This window comes from Paenibacillus tritici, assembly GCF_013204885.1.
In the GTDB taxonomy this organism is placed as follows: Bacteria; Bacillota; Bacilli; order Paenibacillales; family Paenibacillaceae; genus Paenibacillus_AQ; species Paenibacillus_AQ tritici.
Window position 1 is genome coordinate 131,961 of sequence record NZ_JABMKX010000014.1, and the last position, 26,016, is coordinate 157,976.

The following is a 26,016-nucleotide window of genomic DNA, read 5'->3' on the forward strand; positions in this document are numbered from 1 at the left end:
GACTATGAACGAGAAAGTAATCAATATATTTATATAGTTTCAAATTAATGTTATTTCTTGATTTGTGGTCTTAAGTATATTTGTCTCTGCATATGCAGTATTAACGACCATTTGTTGCAATGACCGGTTGTTGTCCACCACGAAGTCCGGAATTGTGTAATAGAACAGGCACCTTACACCGAAAGGAGATTTACGAAATGAATCACGAAGATGAAGATTTAGCGGGGGCATTGGCGGATACACTTGCGTCCAGATTTACGCTGACATCTGCGATGCACTTGACCATTGTGAATCCTGATAACGAGAGCATTGATCTGAACATTTTACAAACTTCCGGTTTCTATCTGAGCAGGAATAAAGCGGGTACGAATGCCCCCAGTCAGGATGTCACATGGACTGTACAGGTCATCATAGATGATGACAATAAAGCCCACCGGGATGTCAGTGCCAGTCAAACCTATCAATCGCCAAGCGGTATTTGGCACAGGTCCAGCAAAGATAGAGGATCTACCTGGTCGGAATGGCAAAGCCTCATGAATGAACCGGCCATGCCGCTGAAGAAGACGGAAACCAATGATTTGAACCAAATTAACAAAGCTGGCTTCTATGTAGGAGACGGCAGAGATGCGACGAATGCACCCAGCTCCAGCACTGCCTGGGTGCTCATGGTGGTAGCCGCTCCATATGGGAATCAGAGCTATGTTGCGCAAACCTTCTATGCGGACAACGACATGTATTGGCGCCGAAGCCAGGATAACGGTTCTACCTGGTCGGATTGGACCAGTACGGTCAATAAACCCTCTATGCCGCTCAAAATATTGTCTGGCACCGTTGACCTTAACCAACTCAACGACACCGGCGTATATATTGGTCCAGGTACTGCTGGCACCCATGCCCCGGTTGCCGATCCAGCCTGGAGCGTGGAGGTTATGGCCCAGATGGTGTCCGGCCAAACCCATGTCATTCAGACCTATAAGTCCGATTCTGGTTCCTGGTGGCGGTCTACCAGCAACGGAGGCAATACCTGGAGCGAGTGGCACAGCGACACGAATGTTCCTGCCATGCCGCTGCAGAAGACCGAAACCAACAATTTGAATCAAATTAACCAAGCCGGTTTCTACGTGGGGAACGGTATAGGAGCGACGAATGCCCCCAACTCCAATGCTGCCTGGGTCCTCATGGTGGTCGCCGCACCCTATGGGAGTCAGAGTTATGTCATGCAGACCTTCTACACAGACAACGGCATCTGGTGGCGCCGAAGCCAGGATAACGGTTCGACCTGGTCGGATTGGACCAGTCTGGTGGATGAACCCTCTATGCCGCTCAAGACATTGTCCGGCACTGTTGACCTTAATCTGCTCCATGACACCGGCGTATATATTGGAACTGGAACCCGTCCCACACACTCCCCATTTTCCCAAGGATCGGAATGGTTTCTCGAAATCCTGGCACGGGCCTCCTTCATCAGTCAAACCTTCATAACTTCAGATGGCAGGTGGTCCAGGTATAGTCTTAATCGAGGTGACACTTGGTCTTCATGGACACAATGGGATATAGACATATATCCAATGCCCATCCGGTATTGGGAGGAATTTTGGGGGGATGACACAGATTTAGATGGCGCCACAGCTAATGGATTCTTTTACAGTCCCAACAAACCAGCCATAAATGGGCCCAGCGACAGCGCTTTATGGACACTAATGATCACTGGCGCTCCGGTTGACTACCGCCCTTTAGAACATCCTTTTTTAAGTCAGACTTTCTTTGATCCTAATGGAGTCTGGTATCGCTCAAGTACTCACCTCCCTAATGGATGGACCGATTGGATTAACTTAACTGAATCCTCCTTGCCTTTGAGAACCTTGTCCGGCACTGTTGATCTCAACCAGCTCAAAGACACCGGCGTATATATTGGTCCGGGCAGCGCCGGTGCCCATGCCCCGGCCTCCGATGCAGCATGGAGTGTGGAAGTCGTGGCCCAGACGGTGTCCGGTCAAACCCACATCCTCCAGACCTATAAGTCCGATTCCGGTTCCTGGTGGCGGTCCAGCAGCAACGGCGGCAGCACCTGGAGCGAGTGGCACAGCAGCAGCGGCACGGGTACCAATCAGAACTTTGTCCCTTTAACAAACCTTGGCGGCAACAACCATATTGATCTGAACCAATTTAAGACAATTGGTTACTATGTGGGCAATGGATACCAAGCTAATAATGCCCCTAATGATAACGGGTCTTGGGTATTAATGGTGTTAGCTGCTCCTTATTCCAATAACCCTCCTTATACAACCCAGTATTTCTTTACAGACAGGGGCATCTGGTGGCGCAGAAGTGAAGATAATGGATCCACTTGGTCCAGTTGGGTGAATATTACCAGTAATGATCTTGTAAAGGCCTACGGCTCCGCTTATTTATTAGGTGACGCCGTTATTGCCAACAATGACTTCATTCCTTTTACTGCAATGGCACTAAGCAGCGACTGCCAGCTTGATGCCCGGACGGGAGAAGTCATTGTGAATCAATCCGGCGTGTATTCCTTATCCCTGTCTCTTCATCTGAATAATAATCAGCCTGCCTCCTTCGTCATCTCATTAGATGGTGAAACGCCCGAGCATCATTCCTCCCTGCATTACGAGCCTGCAGCCTCTACCTTCACCGGCATTCAGCCTGCTCATATCACCGGAATGATTCAATGCGAAGCCGGTCAAAGACTTGGTGTTAAGAACTTGACTGCTCATTCGGTAACTCTGCGCCATGCTTTCAACGGCAGAAAGTGTAAGCATGAATTCACTCTTACGAAGATTAACTGATGCACGTACTGGTGAAGCCGAGGAAATATAACTTTATAACGGGAGGGTTAAAGGGCCATGTCTCATATTGATTTTGTTCAGACAAAATATATATATTTCAACGACTCCAATTGGAACACCATTCTGACGGCTCCATTCATTAGCACCAAGAAAAACCAGGCAGTCAAGCTTGATGCCTACCTGTTGACTCAATGGCAGTCGTACCAAAATTTAGAGGTAACAGTGGGTATCCAATACCGTCTCTTGCGTAATGGCATCCCTATCTACTTGAGTGAGCCTGTAATTCATAGCCATCTAACCTATTTAAATACCACCAATCAGAGACCGGTAAATTTGTTGTACGTAGACCAGCCGTTAAGCGGGGCCTTCACTTACGAATTGCAAGCTAAAGTTACGGACTCTCAATATGTCAGGCTACAACTTGACATCGAAATTTTAGAAGCCAGCATGTCTGTACTTGTAGTTGACAATACCACCCCTGCCTCCATGCCTGTGTATGTATCTTATGAAGCACAGAACGGCGACGGGTATGTAGCGGCCATTCATTCTCAGACGGATGCTATTCTCGCAACCATTCCGGTAGGCAAGCAACCGGGCTCCATCTGCATCTCACCGGACGGATCAACCGTCTATGTTGTCAACGAAGGGGACCATACGGTATCCATCATTGATACCAATACCAATGCGGTCACCGCTACGCTGAACGTAGGACGTAATCCCAAAGCAGTTATGGTAACCCCTGACAACACCAAAGCGTACGTGGCCAATTATGACGATAAGAGCATCACCATTATTGATAATTCCTCCAAAACGGTTATTAAAACAGTGTCCGTGGGCAGCGGAAGTCCCTTCGCTCTGGCTGCATGTCCCAACAGCTGGTATATGTATGCCGCCTGCCGTGAAGGAGGAACTAACGATTATGTATCGGCCATTGCCGTAGACAGCGATGAGGTTAATCCCTTCGCGCACGGCGGATGGAACCTGAGCTTTAGCACCGCCCACAACCCGCTGGTTGTCGGACCTGACGGTCACTTGGTGGCCGCCCTGGATATCAACAATCAGCTAAGGAGGATCAATGGTCCTGACGATATTGGTCCCGGGAATTCTGTTACATGGCTGAATCAGACCGTCTCCGGCGTTTACCTAAACAATGGCCTTTTTTTGGCGACCAAGTCCTTCACTGAAGATGTCATAAGAACAGCAAGTAATCTGGCGATTGATGCCAGCGGCGCTGTAACGGGAGAACAGAAACCGGATATTCCCAGCTACAAAGGCCAGAATAAAATCCGGGTATCACCGGACCAATCGCGTGTGTGTATAACCATTACGGCTAATGACGACCAATTCGCGGGCCTGCAGGTGATTTCTATTGATTCGCAAAGCCTGGATATTTCGTCTGCTTTTGTAAGATTGCCTGTGGCCAATGATCTGGCTATCACTTATGACGGCACCAAAGCTTATGTCGCAGAAATTGAATATGTCCATCCCGTCAATCTTGTGACCCCCTCCTCCTCTAATTCAATTCATTTGGGCAACTCGTCCAGGGTGAAGGGAATCGTTGGAGCATACCGGACCCAATCATAACTGCCTATATCGCTATCTGTCTCTCCCATCTTAAGGAGGTATACAAATGAATCTTGATTCCCTAAATTCCTGTCCGTGCAACAGCTTCCATTATCAATCCACGTTATCGCCAGTGAGCCTTCCGCTGGGATCACCCGGGGATTGGACTTACCTTGTAACCGTTCCCTTCAATATCATTGCAGAGAATCAGGTTGCCAAAATCGAGGTTAATATGGAGGTGATCTGGGACAGCATCGATAAAGCAAACAGCAAATTGGCCATTGAATACCGTCTATTGCGCAACGGCAGACAAATTCTTTTGGATAATACAATATTTGCGTATGATGTTGACGCGACAACCGTCCACGAGGAGACACTCAGCTTCTTCCATGTGGACACACCCGGTAAAGGTTCATTCACGTACACGCTGCAAGCCCGGATTTCAAGCTACAATAACGTAGAAGGCCCTTTAAGCGTCAGTAAGTCCGATATGAGTGTCAACGTATTCAACAGCGTAGACTCCTCCAGCTATCTCTTCGTTACCTACACCTCCGCAGCGGATGGGAAAGGTTATGTGTCAGTGGTAGATCCGCAGACCCAAAAGATTGCGGGAACCATAAAGGTTGGAAATGATCCGAGGGCCATTGCCAAATCGCCGGATGGAGCAGCTATTTATGTCATTAATTACGGAGATGAAACCCTCTCTGTCATTAATGCGGCAACCCTTCAGATCACTGCCACTATCAGCGTGGGTACTGAGCCGGTAGCTGTAGTGATTACACCGGACAACAAACAGACCTTCGTAGCAAATCTCGGAAGTAAAAGTGTTACCGTCATTGATAACAGTACCCATACCGCCGTCAACACCATAGCGCTTCCTGCAGCTCCGTTTTCCCTGACTGTAGACACAAATAGCTGGTTCGTCATTGCTGCCTGCAAGGATCCGGATAGCTATGCCGCTATTGATACGGTGAAATACACGGTCCAGAATGGTAACTTGGCATGGGGATCCGAGAATCATAACCCGATCGCTGTTACAAACAATGGAAACTGGGTGCCCATGTTTGGACCTACTAACATCAGGGTCTATCGCATTGACGGTCAGAGTAAGTTTAGAAGCCTGACTACTTGGAACGTAGGGGGTAACATTGCTGCCGTAGCCACTGATGCAGGACAATGGCATGATATTTTTTATGCAATTCAAGCCCCCCCTTCCACAAAGATCATGTTCGCCGGCATCTCTACCGGCTTTGCCGGCCCTAATTATCTCGACGGCTATAAGGGCCAGAATGACATAGACGTCTCCTCGGATAGCCAAAAGATATGCATCGTTATTGAGGCTAGCGATGACCAGTTTGCCGGCCTGCAAATTATTGAGCCCTATAACGGTGCTCTCTCGCATTTTGTGAGAATCCCCGTTGCCCATCAGGTAGTTATTACACCTGACAGCTTACAGGCATTTGTCACCGAAGAGCAATATGTGACCCCTGTTGATCTGGTGACATACACCAAAGGGGAAGCCATCTCTATCGGCGGCAAGGTGTATGGTATGGCAGTCAGCTACCGGACGCAGAGCAAGCTCAGACCCAAAACGCAAATCCTTGAATCAGAAGATTGAATAACTACTGAGGGAGGAATCGCACAGTGAACCCAGAAGACGATCACAATCTAATAGAAGTGGTCAAAACTCCAAGCCCGGATAGCATTCCCGATGAAAATGGAGCATGGACGTGGGAGAATACGCCTGTGCTCCCCACCGATGGAGTCCCCGGTAACGGAGGACCGCAAAGTCCACAACCTCCTCAAGGTACTTCAAGTCCGGGCAGTACAATCAGCTATAACAATTCCTCCACTGCCGTCACACTTTCCTTGGGCACTCCATCCCCATGGCAGACACTGGAGACGTTGTCCTTTATTAATACACGTGATAGGGAAGTGGTGAAGCTTGACGCTTCTTTTATGCTGTCCTGGACCAGTGTAGCCGCCGCTCATACCTTTATTGGCATTGATTACCGTATATTGCGAAATGGCACTCAGATCTACTTGTCCAGCAATATCTTTGGTTCTGAGGACAAGGCAAATGCCAAGAGCTCGGAACAGATCAGCTGCTTCCATATTGACAACCCAAATGTCGGTAACTATAACTACACCCTGCAAATACGTATCAACCGTTATACCAACCTTCAGCCTGCGGTGCAAATTATGCAATCCGAGCTAGCAGCCGTTGTCTATTCCGGCATCCTGTCCAAATCTTATCTGTATGTATCCTATACTGAGAATCTGGAAGCCCCCAATGATCCCGGCTTCGTCGCTGTCGTGGACCCCGATAACCAGAAGGTGATTAAGACGATCCGCGTTGGCCGCAGTCCAGGGGCGTTGGCCAAATCTCCTGATGGAGCCAGCGTCTATGTTGTCAATGTCCAGGATGAGACAGTTTCCATTATTGATACGAACACCCATACTGTAGCGGCCACGCTACCCGTAGGCAATAGCCCCACTGCCGTTATCGTGGCCCCTAATAACACCAAGGCCTATGTAGCTAATTATGGTTCACAGAATGTGACCATTATCGATCATGAGACCCGTCAGGTTAAGGCAACCGTTCCTGTGACAGGCAGTCCGTTTGCCTTTACAGCTCAGCCCAATAGCTGGTTTATCTTTGCCGCTACAATCACTGAGGGAGATAAAGGCCACGCCATTGCAATCTCCGTAGGCAACGATCATGTTCAGGATCTGGGGCAGAATTCCGGACTGGACCGCAGATACAATCCGCTTGCAGCAAAGGTAGCCGGTATTAAACTGATGTTCATCGCCCCTGGTGGTACGCGGACGTTCAATGTTTATAATTCCAATACGATCACCGCCTCATATTCCTATGGTCTGAAGAATTGGACCTCCGCTGTTCACAAAGAACGATTTGATTATTTTTACGGCATTCAGACCTTTGAGTCCACTTCAAGGGGAAGATTCAGGGTGTACGATAATAGTAATTATGTTGGTCCCTGGAATTATGCCAGCTTTACCGGTCAAAGTCACATTGTAGCTTCACCGGATTACTCAAGAATCTGCATCAGCATTGAGGCCAATGACGATCAATTTGCAGGTCTGCAGATTATTGATACGGAGCGTGACAGTGACCTTCATTTCATCGAGATTCCCGTTGCCCATAAGTCGGTTATCACCTCTGACAGCTCCTTGGCTTATGTCATGGAGAACAGCTATGTGCATCCGGTGGATATTATCCGTTTCATTCCCTTTGAATCCATTTATATCGGCGGCAAGGTTCACGATATGGTGGCTGCCTATCAAATGACTACCTGAAATTTTCTTTTTTAACATTGGAGGTTATTGGAATATGGAATGCCCAGTATGCGGAAGCGGCTCTACATCCACGTTCGCCAACTATCCCCGCTTTACGCTGATGGACTGCCTGGATTGCGATATGCTGTTTCAACCGGAGGACAGCCGCAGCACAAGCCAAGCTCTTATACCGGAGATTTATAATGACAGCTGGATACGAATGCGGGACCAGTGGATGAGAAGTACTTATCTGGATCATGGCTCGTTCAACCTGCTTATGCTGCAGACCTTCAGCCCGGGCCGCGGCAAGCTGCTGGAGATCGGTTCGGGGACGGGCGAATTTCTCAATATGGCACGGGCCGCAGGCTGGGACGCCCTTGGAATTGAGCCCTCCCCAGCCTCCTGCACATACATTGCTGAGAACTACCAATTGCCGGTCATTGAAGGCATATGGAGTCCGGAGCTGGAGCTGCCGGTGAACTCCTTCGATGCGGTTGTGTTCTGGCATGTATTTGAGCATATCGCTGAGCCCGTTTCCTTTTTGAAGGAGACGTCCTCTCTGCTCGCGCCGGGTGGTTATCTGTTTTTTAGCGTACCGAACCGGTACTGTCTCAGGAATGAATTGCGGAAGGCTTCCAGTCCCTTGTTCACCGAAGCGGATCATCTCTTCCATCATTCCGAGCGGAGCCTGAGACGCATTACGGATCAAGCAGGCTTAGAGGTACGTGCCTTATTCAGCAGACAAACCTATGCCGAGCTGGAATCAACGACCTCCGGCCATCCAGTCTATGGTCCGCTTACCTTCCCTCAAAAAATGGAGCTGCTGTCCCGGCTTCAAGCCGAAATGCGGGGACACGAATTATTCTGCGCAGCTCAAAAAAGAGACGATTAAGTATAAACAAGTAGCGAGAACTAGATATTTCGATAGTAGACTCAGGTCAATATGACCTGAGTTTTTTTATTTGGACGAGATTCTGGGCTGAAGCAAGTAATACGCCCGAACCTTTCATACATACTCTCATAAGCTGGAATTATCTGGTTCAGAGAGATTGCTCCTCTTTTGTCGCCACAGATTCAGAGCAGGCTTCTCTTCCGGAAAACTAATGCGAAAGCGAGGTTCCTTTATGTCCACCCCTAATATTCCTAATATATCGCCTACTATTACCTTATCTTCCGATGACGTGCAGAATTTACTCTTCTCCTCCATCGCTATGGAAGAGCTTGGTTTGGCGCACATTATTAACGCCGAAGGGGAGAAGCTTCAATTTGCTCTGGGTACGCTTCCGGGGATAAGCGGGCCAACTGTCACCATAGACGATATTCAGGCCGTGAATGCCAGTGCCCGGTCCATGCTTGATGTGATCTCACGCCAAGAGATGATCCTCGGCTCCAAGCTGCGTACGACCGCAGGTTTCCCATCTATGATTGGACCTACCGGGCCTACGGGACCTCCGGGCGGAGTCTTCAGTGTAAATGGGCTGGCTGGTGAAGTCGCATTGACCTCAGCGGACGGGATTGTTCCAGTATCCGATTCGCTTCCTTCTAATTTGTCTCTGAGTACATTCGTTCAACCCGGTGTCTATAGCTCCAATGCCGTTCAAGGTATCCCTCCCGACTCACCGGTCGGACCTGCTAATCCACAGATTTGGACACTTTATGTCAGTGTTTCAGGCACTACTGTTCAGCAGTTGTATCTCTCTAATCCGTCCATTTATTACCGGGTGCGCCAAGCTGATGGCCTGTGGACTTCGTGGGAGCCTGTTGCAGAGGTTGGTCCTACCGGACCTACCGGACCAGACGTAACCGGAGATACAGGCCAGACCGGAATGACGGGGCAGACGGGTTCGGCGGGGCATGCCGGACTCACCGGACCTGCGGGCATCCCTGGAGAGAAGGGCGTTACAGGCGTTACCGGTGTAACCAGTACGGTCACCGGGCCTGCCGGACCCACCGGTGTCATTGGAGAACCCGGGGCCACTGGAGCCGCTGGAGCTACCGGCATGAAAGGAGCCTCCCCTCTGGCCGGAGCTTTCAGGGGAGCGAGAGGACCTGCCGGAGCTACCGGTAAATCGCCGACAGGACCTGTTGGGGCTAAAGGTTTCACAGGAGCTACCGGAGAAACCGGGACTACCGGGAATCCGGGATCAAGAGGACCCAGAGGACTTACCGGACAGACGGGTGAAAGCCCCACCGGACCCACTGGGATTGCCGGAGCTAAGGGAGCCACCGGCCGGACCGGGATTGGTGCAACACAGCCGGGTAGCAGAGGACCTTCCGGCCCTACACGCATTGGACCTATCGGTCCCACAGGACATACCGGAGGAAGCACTATAGGCCCCCCCGGCGCTTCCGGTCCTACCGGGATCTTTGATCAGGACTTCTTTTACGCCTTTGTGACTGGAGCTACTTTAACAAGTTTTACGGGGGGAGAATTCATATCCAATTGGAGTACCGGACTTACCCTTGGACAACCCAGGTCCACAATCCTCCCTTTCCAGAGCAATCCCTCAGAAATCGCGCTGATCCCAAATGCGGAGTACCAAATGGACTTCACAGTAAACGCAATTCCGGCTAATACGACTCCCTCCCTGTTCGCTGAACTCTATTTCTCCTATTCCGGCTCTGATGTGCAGGAGTATACCCCTTACTCTAGGGTCTCCAGGGAACAGATCGGCCAGAATATTTGGCGCAACTCCTTTATACTGGATGCCACCTTGTTCCCTGCCGATGCCATGTCATTTGTGTTAAACACCAATTTTGGAACAGGCACCACGATTCTTGGCGCCTCCGTACGTGTGGTTACCTTACGCGTTCAATAATCTTACTGAAGGAGAGGAATCCCTATGTCTACTCCCAATCTTCCTAATATTACACCCACGATTACACTGACGCGGGATGATGTCCAGAACCTGCTCATGTCCTCCATTGCCATGGAAGAGCTTGGTCTGGCCCACATCATCAACGCGGAGGGAGAAAAGATCCAGTTCGCTCTGGGCACCCTGCCTGGCATCACCAGTCCCCCCGCATCCATTCAGGATATTCTGAATGTGAACAGCAGCACGCAAGCCATGCTCGACAGCATCTTCCGACAGGAAATGATGCTGGATTCCAAGCTGAAGACATCGGTTAATATTCCTACCGTAACGGGTCCGATAGGACCTACTGGAGCAACCGGCGGTGTCAATACGGTAAACGGATTAACCGGTGATGTTATTCTTAATGCCGCTAACGGAGTGTTCCCCGCATTTACAGCTGAGCCCTCGGGAGCAGACTTGAATTTGTATATCATACCCGGGGTTTACAGCTCCAATGCTGCGCAAGGACCGCCTTTGAACGGACCGGCCGGGCCTTTGAATCCACAAATTTGGACTCTTTATGTGACAGTATCAGGTACAACAGTCCAGCAGCTCTATCTTTCGAATCCATCTATCTATTACAGGGTAAATACAGGCGGTGTCTGGACTCTCTGGGAACCGGTGGATGTTACCGGTCCTACCGGTCCCACCGGCGCAGCGGGTATCGGCATTACCGGTCCTACCGGACCCGCCGGGACAACTGGAGCAACAGGAGCCACCGGACCCACCGGAAGTACAGGCGTTACTGGCCATACCGGGCCAAGGGGAGCCACCGGACCCACCGGTCCAACTGGTCCCACAGGAGCTACAGGACCGACCGGTCTTAGAGGAGCTACAGGGGCTACTGGCCTTACCGGCCCTACTGGACCTACTGGAGAAGGGGTCACTGGGCCGACCGGACCCACCGGACCGACGGGGGCCACTGGTGCAACTGGACCGACCGGACCCACCGGGCCCACCGGTCTCCAAATAACAGGGCCGACCGGTGCTACGGGCGTTACTGGTGCCACGGGTCCCACCGGAGCCACGGGTAGCACAGGAGCTACTGGTGCCACTGGGGCCACCGGGCCGACCGGACCCACCGGCGCTACGGGGGCAACAGGCGAATCCCTTACAGGCCCGACTGGACCCACCGGGCCTACTGGACCTACTGGACCCACCGGACCGACAGGACCAACGGGCACGGGCATAACCGGACCGACAGGCACTACAGGGGGGCTGCCTACCGCGAACTTCTTGATGGCCTATATAACAGGACCCACCACACCATTAGAAGCAAGTTTTTACGGCGATCAGGATGTCCACTGGAGCCATGGCGGACAAGAAATTACTGGCGGCACTGGTTCACCCAGAATTGACTACCCCCTATACATTAATTTGGCCAGAGGGTTGTTCCAGATAGACTATATGGTGGACGCCATTCCCTCCATCACCACAGCTCCTAATGGAGTTATGGTGGAGATTATATTAGAAGATGTAATTAACGACAGTCGCTACCCTGTTAATTTTGGCAGCCGGGTAACTCATGATTCGGTGGGTCAAAATGTATGGAACAATTCTTTTGTCGTAGACATAACCCCCGCTCCCGAAGGACTGGCGTTAATTATGCATACAAACATGGGCATGGGTTCGACAATCAATCAGCTTAATTTACGCATTATCAGCCTCAATCCGTATACACCTAACCAACCTTAAACCAAATCACATTCTGTGCGGTAAACTGGCACCGGTACTAACCGGTGTCCGTTTTTCGCCTGTCCCATAATTGGACAAATATTAACAAAATACTATTATTTAGAAATCGAACATATACATATGTCGATTATACCTTGAGAGGAGTTAACATGGTGGATGATAATCAAGACCAGCTCAATACACCCGAACCGTTAGCAGACGCTTCCGGACCAACCGGCCCTGCCGGACCCCGGGGAGCAACCGGACCTGCTGCGTATATCGGGTATGCCTCTTCAACCGATCCTCTGATCCTGCCCCCGGGTACGCCCGCACGCTGGGCCACGGTAAGCAGTGTTGCTGCCATTAGCCTAACCGCTACCCAAGCTGTAAAAATTGATGCTTCGTTTCTGTTATCCTGGGTCAGCGGAGACAGCCGCGCTGCCGAATTGAATCTGGAATACAGAATTCTCCGCAATGGTACTGTAATTTATACGGGGGCCAATGTGTATGGACTGGCAGAGAACTCCAGGGCTACTCATCAGGAATTCATTAATTTCTTCCACGTTGACACTGCCCCCTCCGGCTCATACACATACACTATGCAAGCCCGGATTAATGGTTACAGTAACCTGCAGGCTACAATTGAAATTCTGGAATCTGATTTGTCGGCTGTGGTATATCCGAACCAGATGGCCTATCAGCATTATCTCTTTGTCTCCTGCTGGAATGATACCGAGAATCTGAATGGTCATGTAGCAGTCATTGATACCGTTTCAAACCATATCGTGAGGACATTGTTCGCAGGCTCTAAGCCGGGACCCATGGCCATATCTCCAGACCTTACAACACTGTATGTCGGAGATCAGGATCCGGTCACAGCAGCCCAATCTGGCTACAACTTCATGTGGGTGTGGGACCTTGTCCAGCTCAGACAAATCGGCGTCGTTCAGATTGGGGCAACTCCCGTTGCCATTGTGGTTTCACCAGACAACACGAAGACGTATACCGCCAATTCCGGCTCACGGAATGTTACGGTTATAGACCATTTGACCCGCCGGGTTATTGCAACTGTTCCAGTGGGAACGGGCACCCCCTTTGCCCTTACCGCTTCACCTGATGGAAGCTACATTTTTGCTGCATGCAAGTCAGATACCGCTGGGAACGATTACATCGCGGCTATTAGAACAGCCGATGAACAGGTTACCGTTTTTGGCAAAAGCTACAGCCTTGAATTCGATCCCTCCTGCAACCCTATTGCGGTTTCCAGCAACAGCCGGACCTTTGTGGCTGCTGGGAAAGAAAAGGCTTTGCTGGCCAGTCTAAGTTCAGGCTCCATTGGACCCTTCTTTTCCGTACCCTATACTTCTCTCGGAGGTCAATGGCGGTCCGGCATATTCATTGACCAGGATATTCAGCAGTTCCATCAGATGTACTGGACAGAACCTACGCCGTCTGAGGAGATATCCATATGGCACGTGTCTGCCGACAACAGTCCGGCCCGTTGGCAGACCCCGGTGCCCTACCCCGGCTACAAGGGACAAAATCAGGTAGTTGCTTCTCCAGATCAGCTTCGTATCTGCATCACCGTTGCAGGCAGCGATGATCAATTTGCCGGCCTGCTAATTATAGAGCCGGAGAACAATAACACATCCCATTTTGTCAACCTGCCCGTTGCCCGGGAAGTAGCTATTACAGCCAACAGCGCCATAGCCTATGTATCTGAGCACCGGTATGTACATCCTGTCAATCTTCAGACCTTCACAGAAATGCAGGCGATTGGCGTCGATGGGCTTGTGCAGACCCTACTCGCAGCGTATCGTCTGCAGAGCTGACGCTCCCCTTATTCCTTATAAAGGAGTTGTGCCGACACGTGGATGAATTCAAAGAAAATAAGAATCAACCCCTGCAAGCTCCCGTCAACGGAGGGCCCGGACCGATCATCATTGGGGAGACAGGCGAAGATGACCAGGAGATCATCTGGCCGGGCACGGGCCCGGAGCTGCCTGAAGGCATTACAGGACCAACAGGACCGACAGGTAACCGGGGACATAAGGGCGCTACTGGTCCAACTGGACATACCGGAGACACAGGGTCTACCGGTGCTACCGGCGCTCCAGGGCCTACTGGGCCAACTGGGCCCACCGGTTCAACGGGCACTCCCGGAGAGAAGGGAATCACCGGCGGAACCGGAGATGATGGATCCGAAGGAGGCATAGGCCCTGTTGGGCCTGAGGGACCCCGAGGTGCCACCGGCGCCACCGGAGATGAAGGAGTTACGGGTGTGACGGGTGTCACAGGCCCTACCGGAGTTACTGGAGGTACCGGAAGCCGTGGTGATACCGGACCCTCCAGTGAAATTGTATACTCCAAGTCCCCTCAAGATATCTTGCTCCCGCTTGGCGAGCCTTCTTCCTGGGTGACTGTCAATACAGTGCCATTCGTAACCTTGGACGAACAACAGGCAGTGAAGGTGGAGGCTTCCTTCCTGATAGGCTGGGACAGCACTACTACTGACGACACCTCGCTGACAATCGACTACAGGCTGCTGAGAAACGGCCTTCCCATTTACTCCGCCACCAACACTTACGGATTCCGGACCAGTTCCAAAATGATCAATGAAGAGCTGGTAGAGATTTTCCATGTAGATACGCCTGAACGGGGAGCTTACACCTATACCCTGCAGGTTAGAACGAACGGATATCTCAATTTGCAAAATGCCACGCATATCCTGAATTCTGACATGGCGGCTATTGTATTCAATAACATAGAGCCTTCTTCTTATCTGTACGTTTCTTATATTTCAGATGATCAGCAATCCGGTTATGTAGCTCTGGTCGATCCCTCCTCTGATACCATTATCCAGACAATTCAGGTAGGACGGAATCCGGGAGCACTCGCTAAATCTCCGGATGGAACCACCGTCTATGTTGTCAACAGTACGGACAATACTGTCTCCGTAATTGACACCCGTGAGCGAAGGGTTGCAGTGACACTGGCCGTTGGCCTCAACCCCGTTGCTGTAGTGGTAACGCCGGATAACTCCAAGGCATATGTGGCGAATTATGATTCTCACAGTGTGACCGTTATTAATAACTTAACCCGTGAAGTATTAAGTACTCTGTCGATGGGTACCGATCATCCATTTGCAATGGTGGTTTCGCCGAGAAACTGGTATGTCTATGTGGCGTGCAAGCAGAATCAGGCGGATAATGGCAACGTATACGCTATCTCCGTTCAGAATGAATCCCTATTTCATTCCAACAATTATGATTTTATCTCGAAGCCTCAACAAAATCCGCTAGCCGTTTCTTCGGACGGCGAAACACTAATTGCTTACACCAAAAATTATGTTTACGTTCTTAAGAGTGGACTCACAAGTCCCTTATCTATAAGCGGGCATATTACCGTTAATGGTTGGGTCTCCGGCGTATTCCTGGAAGGGTCTAATAATTACAATTATGTAATGAAAGAACCGACCTCAACACAAATGCCATATTGGCGGATTTATGGAAGCGGCGGATACTATGGTCCTTGGTATTTGGACAGTTATAAAAGACAATATGATATCTCCGTCACTCCAGACAATTCCCGTGTACTCGTAACCATAATAGGAGATGATGACCAGTTTGCCGGTCTCCAAATCATCGAACCCAAGAATAATAATGTCTCCCACTTCGTCGAGTTGCCGATTGCTTATAAAGTCGAAATCACGGCGGACAGCACAAAGGCTTATGTAGCTGAGAATCAATATGTCCATCCGGTGGATATTCTGGGCTACCAGGCTCTGAGGGCAGTCTATATAGGCAAACAAGTACGCGGCATGGCAGGGGCTTACCGGGCCCGTAGCGTGCAAATATGAAAGTGAAAATGAATGAGGGGTTGTGCACACGTGGATGAGATTATGAAAAATCAATATCTTATATCGCCCGCGCTAGCCGATTCTACAGGAATCACGGGACCGACAGGGGAAACTGGGGATCCTGGAGATGAAGGTGACCCGGGCAGACCCGGGCACCGGGGGCACCAAGGCTCTACAGGAGGAACTGGCGCTACTGGTGCTACGGGAGCAACCGGTCCCACCGGTCCCACCGGTCCGACAGGAGAGACCGGGGCTACCGGAGCTACGGGAGCAACAGGCTCCACCGGACACACAGGAGAAACAGGTGCTACTGGCGCTACTGGTGCTACTGGTGCTACTGGACCGACAGGCTCTTCCGGAACTCAAGGACCCGTGGGAGCCTTGGGGGCAACTGGTTCTACAGGGTCCGCCGGTGCTCGCGGAGCGACTGGGCCTTACAGCTATATTAACAATGCCCGCTCTTCAACGGCGGTGCCGCTACTGCTCTCCGCTACTGCACCCTGGATGACCATAAATACAGTTCCCTTCCTGTATTTGAAGAACAATCAGGCAGTTAAGATCGACGCCTCCTTCCTTCTATCCTGGGACAGTGTGAATACAGATGCCACCTCTTTAAGTATTGAGTACCAGCTGCTGCGGAATGGAAATATGATCTATAAGAGCTTGAGTACCTACGGCTTTTACACCAACAGTAAGATGAACAACAAGGAACTGATCGATCTGTTCTATGTGGATGTGCCCGGCAGCGGGGCCTATACGTACTCCCTGCAGGTTCGCACTACGGGATTCTCTAATGTCCAGAATACTTTAAAAATACTGGAAACGGATATGGCTGCCGTTGCTTTCAATAACAAAAGCTTCTCCACCTATCTATATGTGTCTTACCGTCCGCAAGACAATCAGGAAAAGGGGCACGTGGCGGTGGTCGATACCCGTACCGATTCGGTCGTACAGACTATTGAGGTAGGCCGCGGACCGGGCGCAGTGGCCAAATCACCCGATGGAGCAATCCTCTATGTGGCCAACTCCGGGGATGATACTGTTTCCCTGATTGATACCTCCACCAATCAAGTAACGGCAACCTTGTCTGTGGGGAGTAACCCAACCGCGATCGTCGTGGCGCCTGACAATTCCAAGGCTTATGTCGCCAATTCAGATTCAGGCAATGTGACCATTATTGACCACGCTGCCCGTAAAGTATTAACCACTGTCTCTGTGGGGAACGGCCATCCCTTTGCCCTGCTCGCTTCTCCCAAGAGCTGGTTTATATTTGTGGCTACCCGGCTCGACCAAGGAGGCCAAGGGGAAGTATACGGCATCTCCGTCAAGAATGAGCAAGTCATCAACACCGGCTACACCTATGACTTTGTAGAGGTCCCTCAGCGCAACCCTCTTGCCAATTCATCGGATGGCCAGACGTTTCTTATTTTCCAGAGGAACCAGTTTGCGCGTTTCACCTTAACCGAATCAGGGGACTTCACGCCTATTGTTCCTTATTATGTCAAAGGCTGGACCTCCGGCATCTATTTGGAGGGCAGCGACAATGTAATCTATATTATGAATTCCCCTGTCTCTAACCAGCTGGTGAAAGTCAGGCTTATAGGCGGAAGCTATGATGGGCCCTGGTATCTGCCCAGTTACAGAGGACAGCGGCATATTGCATTAACACCAGATCAGTCCAAGGTATGTGTGACCATTGTGGGCGACGATGACCAGTTCCCCGGACTGCAAGTCATTGAGACCGCAAATAATGACCAATCCCATTTCATCCAGCTTCCTGTGGCCAACCTGGTTGAGATCACCCCGGACAGCGCCAAGGCTTATGTTTCTGAGAATCAATATGTCCATCCCGTCGATATTTTGGGATATACCGCTCTGAGCGCCGTTTATATCGGAGGCAGCGTGCAAGGGATGTCTGCTGCTTATAATACGCGCTCTTCTTAACCAGGCACACATGCTCTATGAACCTGAGAGTTTAGAATAAGGAGTTGTGCATTGTGGATGATAAGCAAAGCAAGCCAATATTTACCGGAATAACCGGTGAGAATGATCAGGAAGTGATCCGGGAAGGCTCACAACCCCAAGAGGATGGAGTGGTGGGCCCCACCGGACCGACAGGCCCAACGGGGCCCACCGGATCAACAGGCCGGCCCGGCGGCACAGGAGACCCCGGTGATCCCGGACCTACCGGACCGACCGGGCTTACCGGAATGACGGGGAACCCTGGCCCGGATGGGCTTACAGGTATAACGGGACCTGACGGCGAAACCGGGCCTTCAGGGTCCACGGGGCTTACCGGGGTAACAGGAGCAACAGGCCTCATCAGTGGACCCACTGGAAATCAGGGACCCGCAGGGGTTACAGGTCTCAGTGGCCTTGAGGGGGTTACAGGAACGACAGGTTATACTGGTTCGAATGGTCCCAGAGGGGCCACCGGAGCCTCCAACTATATCGGTTATGCCCGGTCGGATGTGTCCATAACCTTGCCTCTTGGTGCACCTGCTCCCTGGGTGACGCTGAGTACCGTTCCTTTTCTGAGTATCGGGACTAACCAGTCTGTCAAAGTCGATGTTTCTTTTCTGCTCTCCTGGGCAAGCGGGGAAACCAGCGAAACCTCGATATCCATTGATTTCCAGATCCTCCGTAACGGCACTGAAATTTATTCCAGCAACAGCACCTTCGGCTATCTTGCTCTGAAGAAGCTCCCTTTCAAGGATCTAATCCGCTTCTTCTATGTGGATGCGCCGCCCGAAGGCTCACATACGTATACCCTTCAAGCCCGCATCAGCTCCTTCATTAACATTCAGGCAACCACGCAGGTTCTGGAAACGGATATGTCTACTATTGTATTCAACAATGTATCGCCGCCAGCTTACTTGTATGTGTCCTACCGTCCTGCTGAAGATGATGGACTAAGCAAAGGTCATGTGGCTGTAGTAGATACTGCATCCAACGCCATTATCCAGACGATTGAGGTTGGACGCGGGCCTGGCGCAGTAGCCAAATCGCCGGACGGAGCCACTCTGTATGTGGTGAATGCGCAAGATAATACCGTTTCGTTGATCGACACCACTACTAATCTTGTTACTGCTACTCTGAACGTAGGGGCTAACCCGGCTGCTGTTGTTGTGACGCCGGATAACTCCAAAGCCTATGTAGCCAACTACGATTCCCGCAGCGTCACCGTTATCGATAACGTTAATCGGCGAGTTCTGACCACTGTATCCGTGGGGAGCGGCCATCCCTTTGCCCTGCTCGCTTCTCCCAAGAGCTGGTTTATATTTGTGGCTACCCGGCTCGATCAAGGAGACCAAGGGGAAGTATATGCTATCTCCGTCAAAAACGAGCAAGTCATCAACACCGGTTATACCTATAACTTTGTAGAGGAGCCTCAGCGTAACCCTCTTGCCAATTCATCAGACGGTCAGATGTTTCTTATTTTCCAGAAGGACCGCTTTGCGCGCTTCACCCTTACGGAGGCAGGACAATTTACGCCTATTATTCCTTACTATACAGACGGCTGGGTCTCCGGCATCTATTTGGAGGGCAGCGATAATTTGCTTTATATTATGAAAAACCCATCCTCTAACGAGCTGGTGAAAATCCGGATTTGGGGAGAAGGTCATGAGGGCCCTTGGTATCTGCCCAGTTATAAAGGAGAACGGCATATTGCATTGACGCCAGATCAGTCCAAAGTATGTGTAACTATTGCGGGTGACGATGACCAGTTCCCCGGACTGCAAATCATCGAAACGGGGAACAACGATACCTCTCATTTCGTTGAACTTCCCGTTGCTTTGCAAGTTGCCATTACGCCCGATAGTACCAAGGCTTATGTTTCCGAACATCAATATGTCCATCCCGTCAATCTCCTGACCTATTCAGCGGGCAATTCGATTAATATCGGAGGCAATGTTCAAGGTATTGCCGCGGCATACAGCAGTCGATCCTGATGCTGAAGACCTCCATTCCATCATTTTGAGAATGGAGGCATTTTTCTCAGATAGACTGTATCTGTTCAAGCATATCTTCAGTACACATACTGATTCTGATCTCCCGCAGCAATTGCTGCGTTTCTTGCTCTATAAGCAGTGTTCCGGCTTCCTTCAAGCATACATCCGTCATATATAGCAACGTCTGAATCAGCCCTGTGCAGGCCTGCTTGTTCTGTATGGCACGGGGTTCCCGGTGAACGGCAGTTTGCCACCTCCCGGTAATGGATCGCGCAGTATGTGCATGACCATTCACCAAGGCTGCTTTGGCTGCGAATGACAACCAGGCGGCAGCAGCATTTTCGTTCTCCATGTTTTCTCCTGTAAAAGGATACTTAAGAATTTCAATAGGGACCCCCTTTTTCATCCACAGGATCCACTGTTCCATCTCTAATTGGTGCTGCATGTTCTGCGACAGAATAGAATTGGCTGTAACATATTGTTCCGCTTCGGTCAGCTTGCCTGACAATAACAAGGCACGAAAATGTATTACTGCTTCCCCATAGGACTCTTCACCCGGACCCCGCCTGTCAAGTAAGGACAAAATCGTCTGGTAACTATCCACTTCGGTCAGAATGGCAAGGAGCGGAGACATCATTTGGGTTCCATGTAAGTTCATGTGCCGCAAGAGCAGCTGGGAAAGCTCCTCTTCCCGGTTACAGCATCTCAGCAAACGGGCAAGATCCCGCAACGCCGGGGAGAACAAGGGCTCCCAATCCAATGCCAGCGTGTATTGCTGTATGGCCAGATCATAAGCTCCTGTATGGTGCTTAAGGCTACCGAGCAGCCACCGGGTACGGAAGGTTCCGGTACCCTTGTGAGACACATAATTCACCGCATCCCCCAGCTTAAGGGCATGGATAAACATGTCCTCTGCCCTCTTCGTGTCTCCTGTTTGCAGATGAAGAATTCCAAGCCAGTGATACAAATCGGTATAGTTATCGTATTCACCTATCCCTTCATTCGCCGCCGCTATCGCCTCATGCGTTCTGTGCAGACGAAACAGACAGATGGTCTCATGTAAGTAAGATGCTGAACGGCAGGGAGAATCCTGCCGATCGTACTGGCGGCATTGCCGGAAGAGAAGAACCGCTTGTTCAAGCTCATGAGTCTGACAATAGTTCACCGCTAAATTATAAATCTGGTAGGAATTGGTTGGTTCCTTTTTCAACACACCGGATAAGGCGGTTCTGTTTCGTTTTATTTTTTGTTTGGAAGCCATGCGTTTGGGATCAGAGCCGAAATGGTGGATGATCAGATCCGATTGGCCCAGAGCAGCATCAGGCTTGTGGGAGGCAATGCTATCAATGATTTGTTCATGTATGGCATTTCGGAACCGGTACTCCGGGCGATTCCGGAACATTCTCAATGCCGGAGTGATCATGGTCTGCCACGGCACCTGCTCATCCAAGTAACTGTGTATTTGAAATAGAATTCCTTCTATTTCGGTATGGCTCATATAACTAGTAATCAGTTCGCATCTGTACGGGTCCAAGACCTCATCCGCATCGAGGAATATAATCCAATCGCCGGTTGCTGCTTCCAAGCCCACATTGCGCGCCTCTGCAAAATCATTCTGCCAGACATGACGGATCACTCTGGCTCCGTACCTCTCCGCTATCTCTATTGTTCCATCCGCGGAGCCCGTATCCACGATGATGATGTCGTCCGTCAGTGTTCTGACACTGTCCAGGCAACGCGGCAGTAACTCTTCTTCATCCCGTACAATCATACAAAGAGAAATCGAAGGTTTACTCATGAACGGCCTCCTCTTTGCTTCGCTATTAATTGCCGGAGTTTATGTTCAATGGCTTCCAAGTTACTGATCTTATTATGGTTATGTTGATCCTGAGAATCCGTTGTTCGCCAGCTACGGCTTACCCCTACAGCCTGGGACAGGTGCGAAAGCGCTCCTCCCAGCTTGGCAAGGGCATATAGCGGTGAGGATGGCGGAAATTGGTCAAATAAAGAAGCCGACCGGATATAGTGCCCGGAATCATAAGCATGTACAGCAAGGGTCAGCAGCCGTTCATCCTCAATGCCTGTATCCTCAAAGCGCTGCAAAAGCATACGTATGGAAATAGAACGGTCTTCCGGTCCTGAAAAAAAGGCAGTTGTTTGACCTTCATGTTCATGACGAACATTTACATTTGACAAGATAAGCACTCCCTCATGTATCAAAATCCGTAACATCCATATACCTTATGCACCCCCATAGACTTTGGAGAGAAATTATCGTACCAAACCACGTTATGGTTGTATTTAAGCAGTCTCAGAATAAACTTTCCCTACAGAGTTGAATATGAATCCGGCAACAAATACTGATCTCATATTCAAGGCACTCAGAGTATTAAGGCGTTGTGGAAGGAGTGATATTGTGGGTAATCTCGAAAGAATTACAGGACCTACGGGAGTAACAGACACGATTATTCTGGCTACTACCGCGGATACGGGGCCCACAGGCCCAACCGGGCCTACAGGGCCCACTGGCGCGACGGGGCATACGGGCTATACGGGACTTTCGGGGCGCGGGTCTACCGGCAGAGCTGGAACTGCGGGAAATACGGGAACTACTGGCACGACAGGGACCACTGGGGCGACAGGCGCGACGGGCGCGACGGGGACTACAGGGACTACCGGGGTTACGGGAGTTACGGGGCCTACTGGCGCTACGGGGCATACAGGACATACGGGGCTTTCTGGGAAAGGGGCTACCGGCAGAACTGGCGCTACCGGATCGACGGGGCCCACAGGGGCTACTGGAGTAACGGGTGTAACGGGAGCCACTGGCACTACGGGAGCTACTGGTCTAACGGGGACCACCGGTACTACGGGAGCTACGGGGGCTACCGGCATAACGGGACCCACGGGGGCTACTGGACATACGGGGCATACGGGACTTTCGGGGAAAGGGTCTACCGGCAGAACTGGATCGACGGGAGCAACTGGGGCGACCGGATCGACGGGAGCTACTGGGGCGACCGGAGCTACTGGCGAGACCGGGGCTACCGGGGCGACTGGTGCCACTGGCGAGACTGGTGCCACTGGCGAGACTGGTGCCACTGGCGAGACTGGGGCTACTGGTGAGACCGGGGCTACTGGCGATACGGGGGCTACTGGCGTGACCGGGGCTACTGGCGAGACCGGGGCTACTGGCGTGACCGGGGCTACCGGTGCGACGGGTGCCACTGGCGAGACTGGGGCTACTGGGGCTACCGGGGCTACCGGAGAGACGGGGGCCACTGGTGAGACCGGGGCTACCGGGGAGACTGGCGCTACTGGTGAGACCGGAGCCACTGGTGAGACCGGGACGACTGGTGCGACGGGTGCGACTGGCGTGACCGGCGCTACTGGGGCTACTGGGGCTACTGGGGAGACTGGTGAGACTGGTGAGACTGGTGAGACTGGGGCTACCGGTGCAACCGGGGCCACTGGGGCCACTGGCGAGACGGGCACCACTGGTGCGACGGGTGCTACTGGCGAGACGGGGGCCACTGGCGAGACCGGGGCTACCGGTGAGACTGGTGCCACTGGCGAGACTGGGGCTACTGGGGCGACCGGGGCTACTGGGGCGACCGGGGCTACTGGGGCGACGGGTTCCACTGGCGAGACTGGGGCTACTGGCGAGACCGGGACCACTGGCGGGACGGGGGCCACTGGTGCGACGGGAGCGACTGGGGCTACTGGCGAGACCGGGACCACTGGCGGGACGGGGGCCACTGGTGCGACGGGAGCGACTGGGGAGACTGGTGCGACTGGTGAGACCGGAGCTACTGGTGAGACCGGAACGACTGGTGCGACGGGGGCGACTGGCGTGACCGGGGTTACCGGTGAAACGGGTGCGACTGGCGAGACCGGCGCTACTGGTGCGACCGGGGATACTGGGGCTACTGGTGAGACTGGGGCTACTGGTGAAACCGGGGCTACCGGCGAGACGGGGGCTACTGGTGAAACCGGGGCTACCGGCGAGACGGGGGCTACTGGTGAAACCGGGGCTACCGGCGAGACGGGGGTTACTGGTGAAACCGGGGCTACCGGCGAGACGGGGGCTACCGGCGAAACAGGCACTACTGGTGAAACCGGAGCTACCGGCGAGACGGGGGCTACTGGTGAGACCGGGGCCACTGGCGAGACGGGCACCACTGGTGCGACTGGTGAGACCGGAGCTACTGGTGAGACCGGAACGACGGGTGCGACGGGTGCGACTGGCGAGACCGGGGCTACCGGTGAAACCGGGGCTACTGGCGAAACCGGGGCTACCGGCGAGACTGGCGCTACTGGCGCTACTGGCGCTACTGGCGCTACTGGGGCGACTGGGGCGACTGGTGCTACCGGCGAGACGGGGGCTACCGGAGAGACGGGGGCTACTGGTGAGACCGGAACGACTGGTGCGACGGGTGCGACTGGCGAGACCGGGGCTACCGGTGAGACTGGCGCTACTGGCACTACTGGGGCGACTGGTGCTACTGGTGCGACCGGCGCTACCGGCGAGACGGGGGCTACTGGTGAGACGGGGGCTACTGGTGAGACCGGAGCTACTGGTGAGACCGGAACGACTGGTGCGACGGGTGCGACTGGCGAGACCGGGGCTACCGGTGAAACCGGGGCGACTGGCGAAACCGGGGCTACCGGCGAGACTGGCGCTACTGGCGCTACTGGCGCTACTGGGGCGACTGGGGCGACTGGTGCTACTGGTGCGACCGGCGCTACCGGCGAGACGGGGGCTACCGGAGAGACGGGGGCTACTGGTGCGACCGGAGCTACTGGTGAGACCGGAACGACTGGTGCGACGGGTGCGACTGGCGTGACCGGGGCTACCGGAGAGACCGGGGCTACCGGAGAGACTGGCGCTACTGGCACTACTGGGGCGACTAGTGCGACTGGTGCGACCGGCGCTACCGGCGAGACGGGGGCTACCGGAGAGACCGGGGCTACTGGTGAGACCGGAGCTACTGGTGAAACGGGGGCTACTGGCGAGACCGGGGCTACCGGCGAAACAGGCACTACTGGTGCTACCGGGGCTACTGGTGAGACTGGCGCTACTGGCGTGACCGGGGCTACTGGTGAGACGGGTGCGACTGGCGAGACCGGAGCTACCGGCGAGACCGGAGCTACCGGCGAGACCGGAGCTACCGGCGAAACAGGCACTACTGGTGCAACCGGGGCTACCGGCGAGACGGGGGCTACCGGGGAGACGGGAGCTACTGGTGCGACGGGGGCTACTGGTGCAACCGGGGAGACGGGAGCTACTGGTGCGACCGGCGCTACTGGTGCGACCGGGACGACTGGTGAGACCGGGGCGACTGGCGTGACCGGGGTTACCGGTGAAACGGGTGCGACTGGCGTGACCGGCGCTACTGGTGCGACCGGGGCTACTGGGGCTACTGGTAAGACTGGGGCTACTGGTGAAACCGGGGCTACCGGCGAGACGGGGGCTACCGGTGAAACAGGCACTACTGGTGCAACCGGGGCTACTGGTGAGACCGGGGCTACCGGGGCCACTGGCGAGACGGGCACCACTGGTGCGACGGGTGCTACCGGCGAGACGGGGGCCACTGGCGTGACCGGGGCCACTGGTGCAACCGGGGCTACTGGTGCAACCGGGGCTACTGGTGCAACCGGGACTACTGGTGCAACCGGGGCGACTGGTGCAACCGGGGCGACTGGTGCGACCGGAGCTACTGGTGCGACCGGAGCTACTGGTGCGACCGGAGCTACTGGTGCGACCGGGACGACTGGTGCGACCGGGGCGACGGGAGCGACTGGTGCGACCGGGGAGACGGGAGCGACTGGTGCGACGGGGGCGACTGGCGTGACCGGGGTTACCGGTGAAACGGGTGCGACTGGCGTGACCGGCGCTACTGGTGCGACCGGGGCTACTGGGGCTACTGGTAAGACTGGGGCTACTGGTGAAACCGGGGCTACCGGCGAGACGGGGGCTACCGGTGAAACAGGCACTACTGGTG

Annotated in this window: 13 protein-coding genes and 1 pseudogene; 12 read left to right on the forward strand and 2 right to left on the reverse strand. The window is 53.0% G+C overall.

Annotated features, from left to right (window positions below):
- Positions 1–197: 197 nt before the first annotated feature.
- The 11 genes from HQN87_RS23985 to HQN87_RS33105 all read left to right on the forward strand — a co-directional run bounded on the left by HQN87_RS23985 (position 198) and on the right by HQN87_RS33105 (position 20,011).
- Positions 198–2,807, forward strand: a complete 2,610-nt coding sequence (locus HQN87_RS23985) for a pyocin knob domain-containing protein (RefSeq protein ID WP_173138454.1) — start codon at positions 198–200, stop codon at positions 2,805–2,807.
- 447 nt (positions 2,808–3,254) lie between these two features.
- Positions 3,255–4,391: a YncE family protein gene (locus tag HQN87_RS23990; protein WP_173138456.1), complete on the forward strand. Its 1,137-nt coding sequence runs from the start codon at positions 3,255–3,257 to the stop codon at positions 4,389–4,391.
- Between the two features lie 46 nt (positions 4,392–4,437).
- The gene (locus HQN87_RS23995; RefSeq protein ID WP_173138458.1) at positions 4,438–5,988 is read left to right on the forward strand and encodes a YncE family protein; all 1,551 of its coding nucleotides are present in this window, start codon (positions 4,438–4,440) and stop codon (positions 5,986–5,988) included.
- Between the two features lie 26 nt (positions 5,989–6,014).
- Positions 6,015–7,691 (forward strand): YncE family protein, encoded by a 1,677-nt coding sequence (locus tag HQN87_RS24000; RefSeq protein WP_173138460.1) that lies wholly within the window; start codon positions 6,015–6,017, stop codon positions 7,689–7,691.
- Positions 7,692–7,725: 34 nt separating this feature from the next.
- Positions 7,726–8,562 (forward strand): class I SAM-dependent methyltransferase, encoded by an 837-nt coding sequence (locus HQN87_RS24005; protein ID WP_173138462.1) that lies wholly within the window; start codon positions 7,726–7,728, stop codon positions 8,560–8,562.
- 232 nt (positions 8,563–8,794) lie between these two features.
- The gene (locus tag HQN87_RS24010; RefSeq protein WP_173138464.1) at positions 8,795–10,489 is read left to right on the forward strand and encodes an alpha-helical endospore appendage domain-containing protein; all 1,695 of its coding nucleotides are present in this window, start codon (positions 8,795–8,797) and stop codon (positions 10,487–10,489) included.
- Between the two features lie 24 nt (positions 10,490–10,513).
- Complete coding sequence (locus tag HQN87_RS32455) at positions 10,514–12,220, forward strand: pyocin knob domain-containing protein (protein WP_301953218.1); 1,707 nt, start codon at positions 10,514–10,516, stop codon at positions 12,218–12,220.
- A 152-nt stretch (positions 12,221–12,372) separates the two neighbouring features.
- Positions 12,373–14,031 carry a YncE family protein gene (locus HQN87_RS33090; RefSeq protein ID WP_173138466.1) on the forward strand — a complete coding sequence of 553 codons (1,659 nt, stop codon included), beginning with the start codon at positions 12,373–12,375 and terminating at the stop codon, positions 14,029–14,031.
- Between the two features lie 38 nt (positions 14,032–14,069).
- Positions 14,070–16,058: a YncE family protein gene (locus tag HQN87_RS33095; protein ID WP_173138468.1), complete on the forward strand. Its 1,989-nt coding sequence runs from the start codon at positions 14,070–14,072 to the stop codon at positions 16,056–16,058.
- 30 nt (positions 16,059–16,088) lie between these two features.
- Positions 16,089–18,002, forward strand: a complete 1,914-nt coding sequence (locus HQN87_RS33100) for a YVTN family beta-propeller repeat protein (protein WP_216857428.1) — start codon at positions 16,089–16,091, stop codon at positions 18,000–18,002.
- 53 nt (positions 18,003–18,055) lie between these two features.
- Positions 18,056–20,011, forward strand: coding sequence for a YncE family protein (locus HQN87_RS33105; protein ID WP_216857429.1), 1,956 nt, complete (start codon positions 18,056–18,058; stop codon positions 20,009–20,011).
- A 46-nt stretch (positions 20,012–20,057) separates the two neighbouring features.
- Here HQN87_RS33105 and HQN87_RS24040 read toward each other — a convergent pair whose 3' ends face one another.
- Together HQN87_RS24040 and HQN87_RS24045 are read right to left on the reverse strand one after the other, a co-directional pair.
- The gene (locus HQN87_RS24040) at positions 20,058–21,809 is read right to left on the reverse strand and encodes a tetratricopeptide repeat-containing glycosyltransferase family 2 protein (protein ID WP_173138474.1); all 1,752 of its coding nucleotides are present in this window, start codon (positions 21,807–21,809) and stop codon (positions 20,058–20,060) included.
- Complete coding sequence (locus HQN87_RS24045) at positions 21,806–22,207, reverse strand: hypothetical protein (RefSeq protein WP_173138476.1); 402 nt, start codon at positions 22,205–22,207, stop codon at positions 21,806–21,808. Before HQN87_RS24045 ends, HQN87_RS24040 begins: the two co-directional genes overlap by 4 nt.
- Before the next feature lie 697 nt (positions 22,208–22,904).
- Between HQN87_RS24045 and HQN87_RS32815 the strand changes: the two are divergent.
- A pseudogene (locus tag HQN87_RS32815) lies at positions 22,905–26,016 on the forward strand (hypothetical protein); the annotation flags it as partial.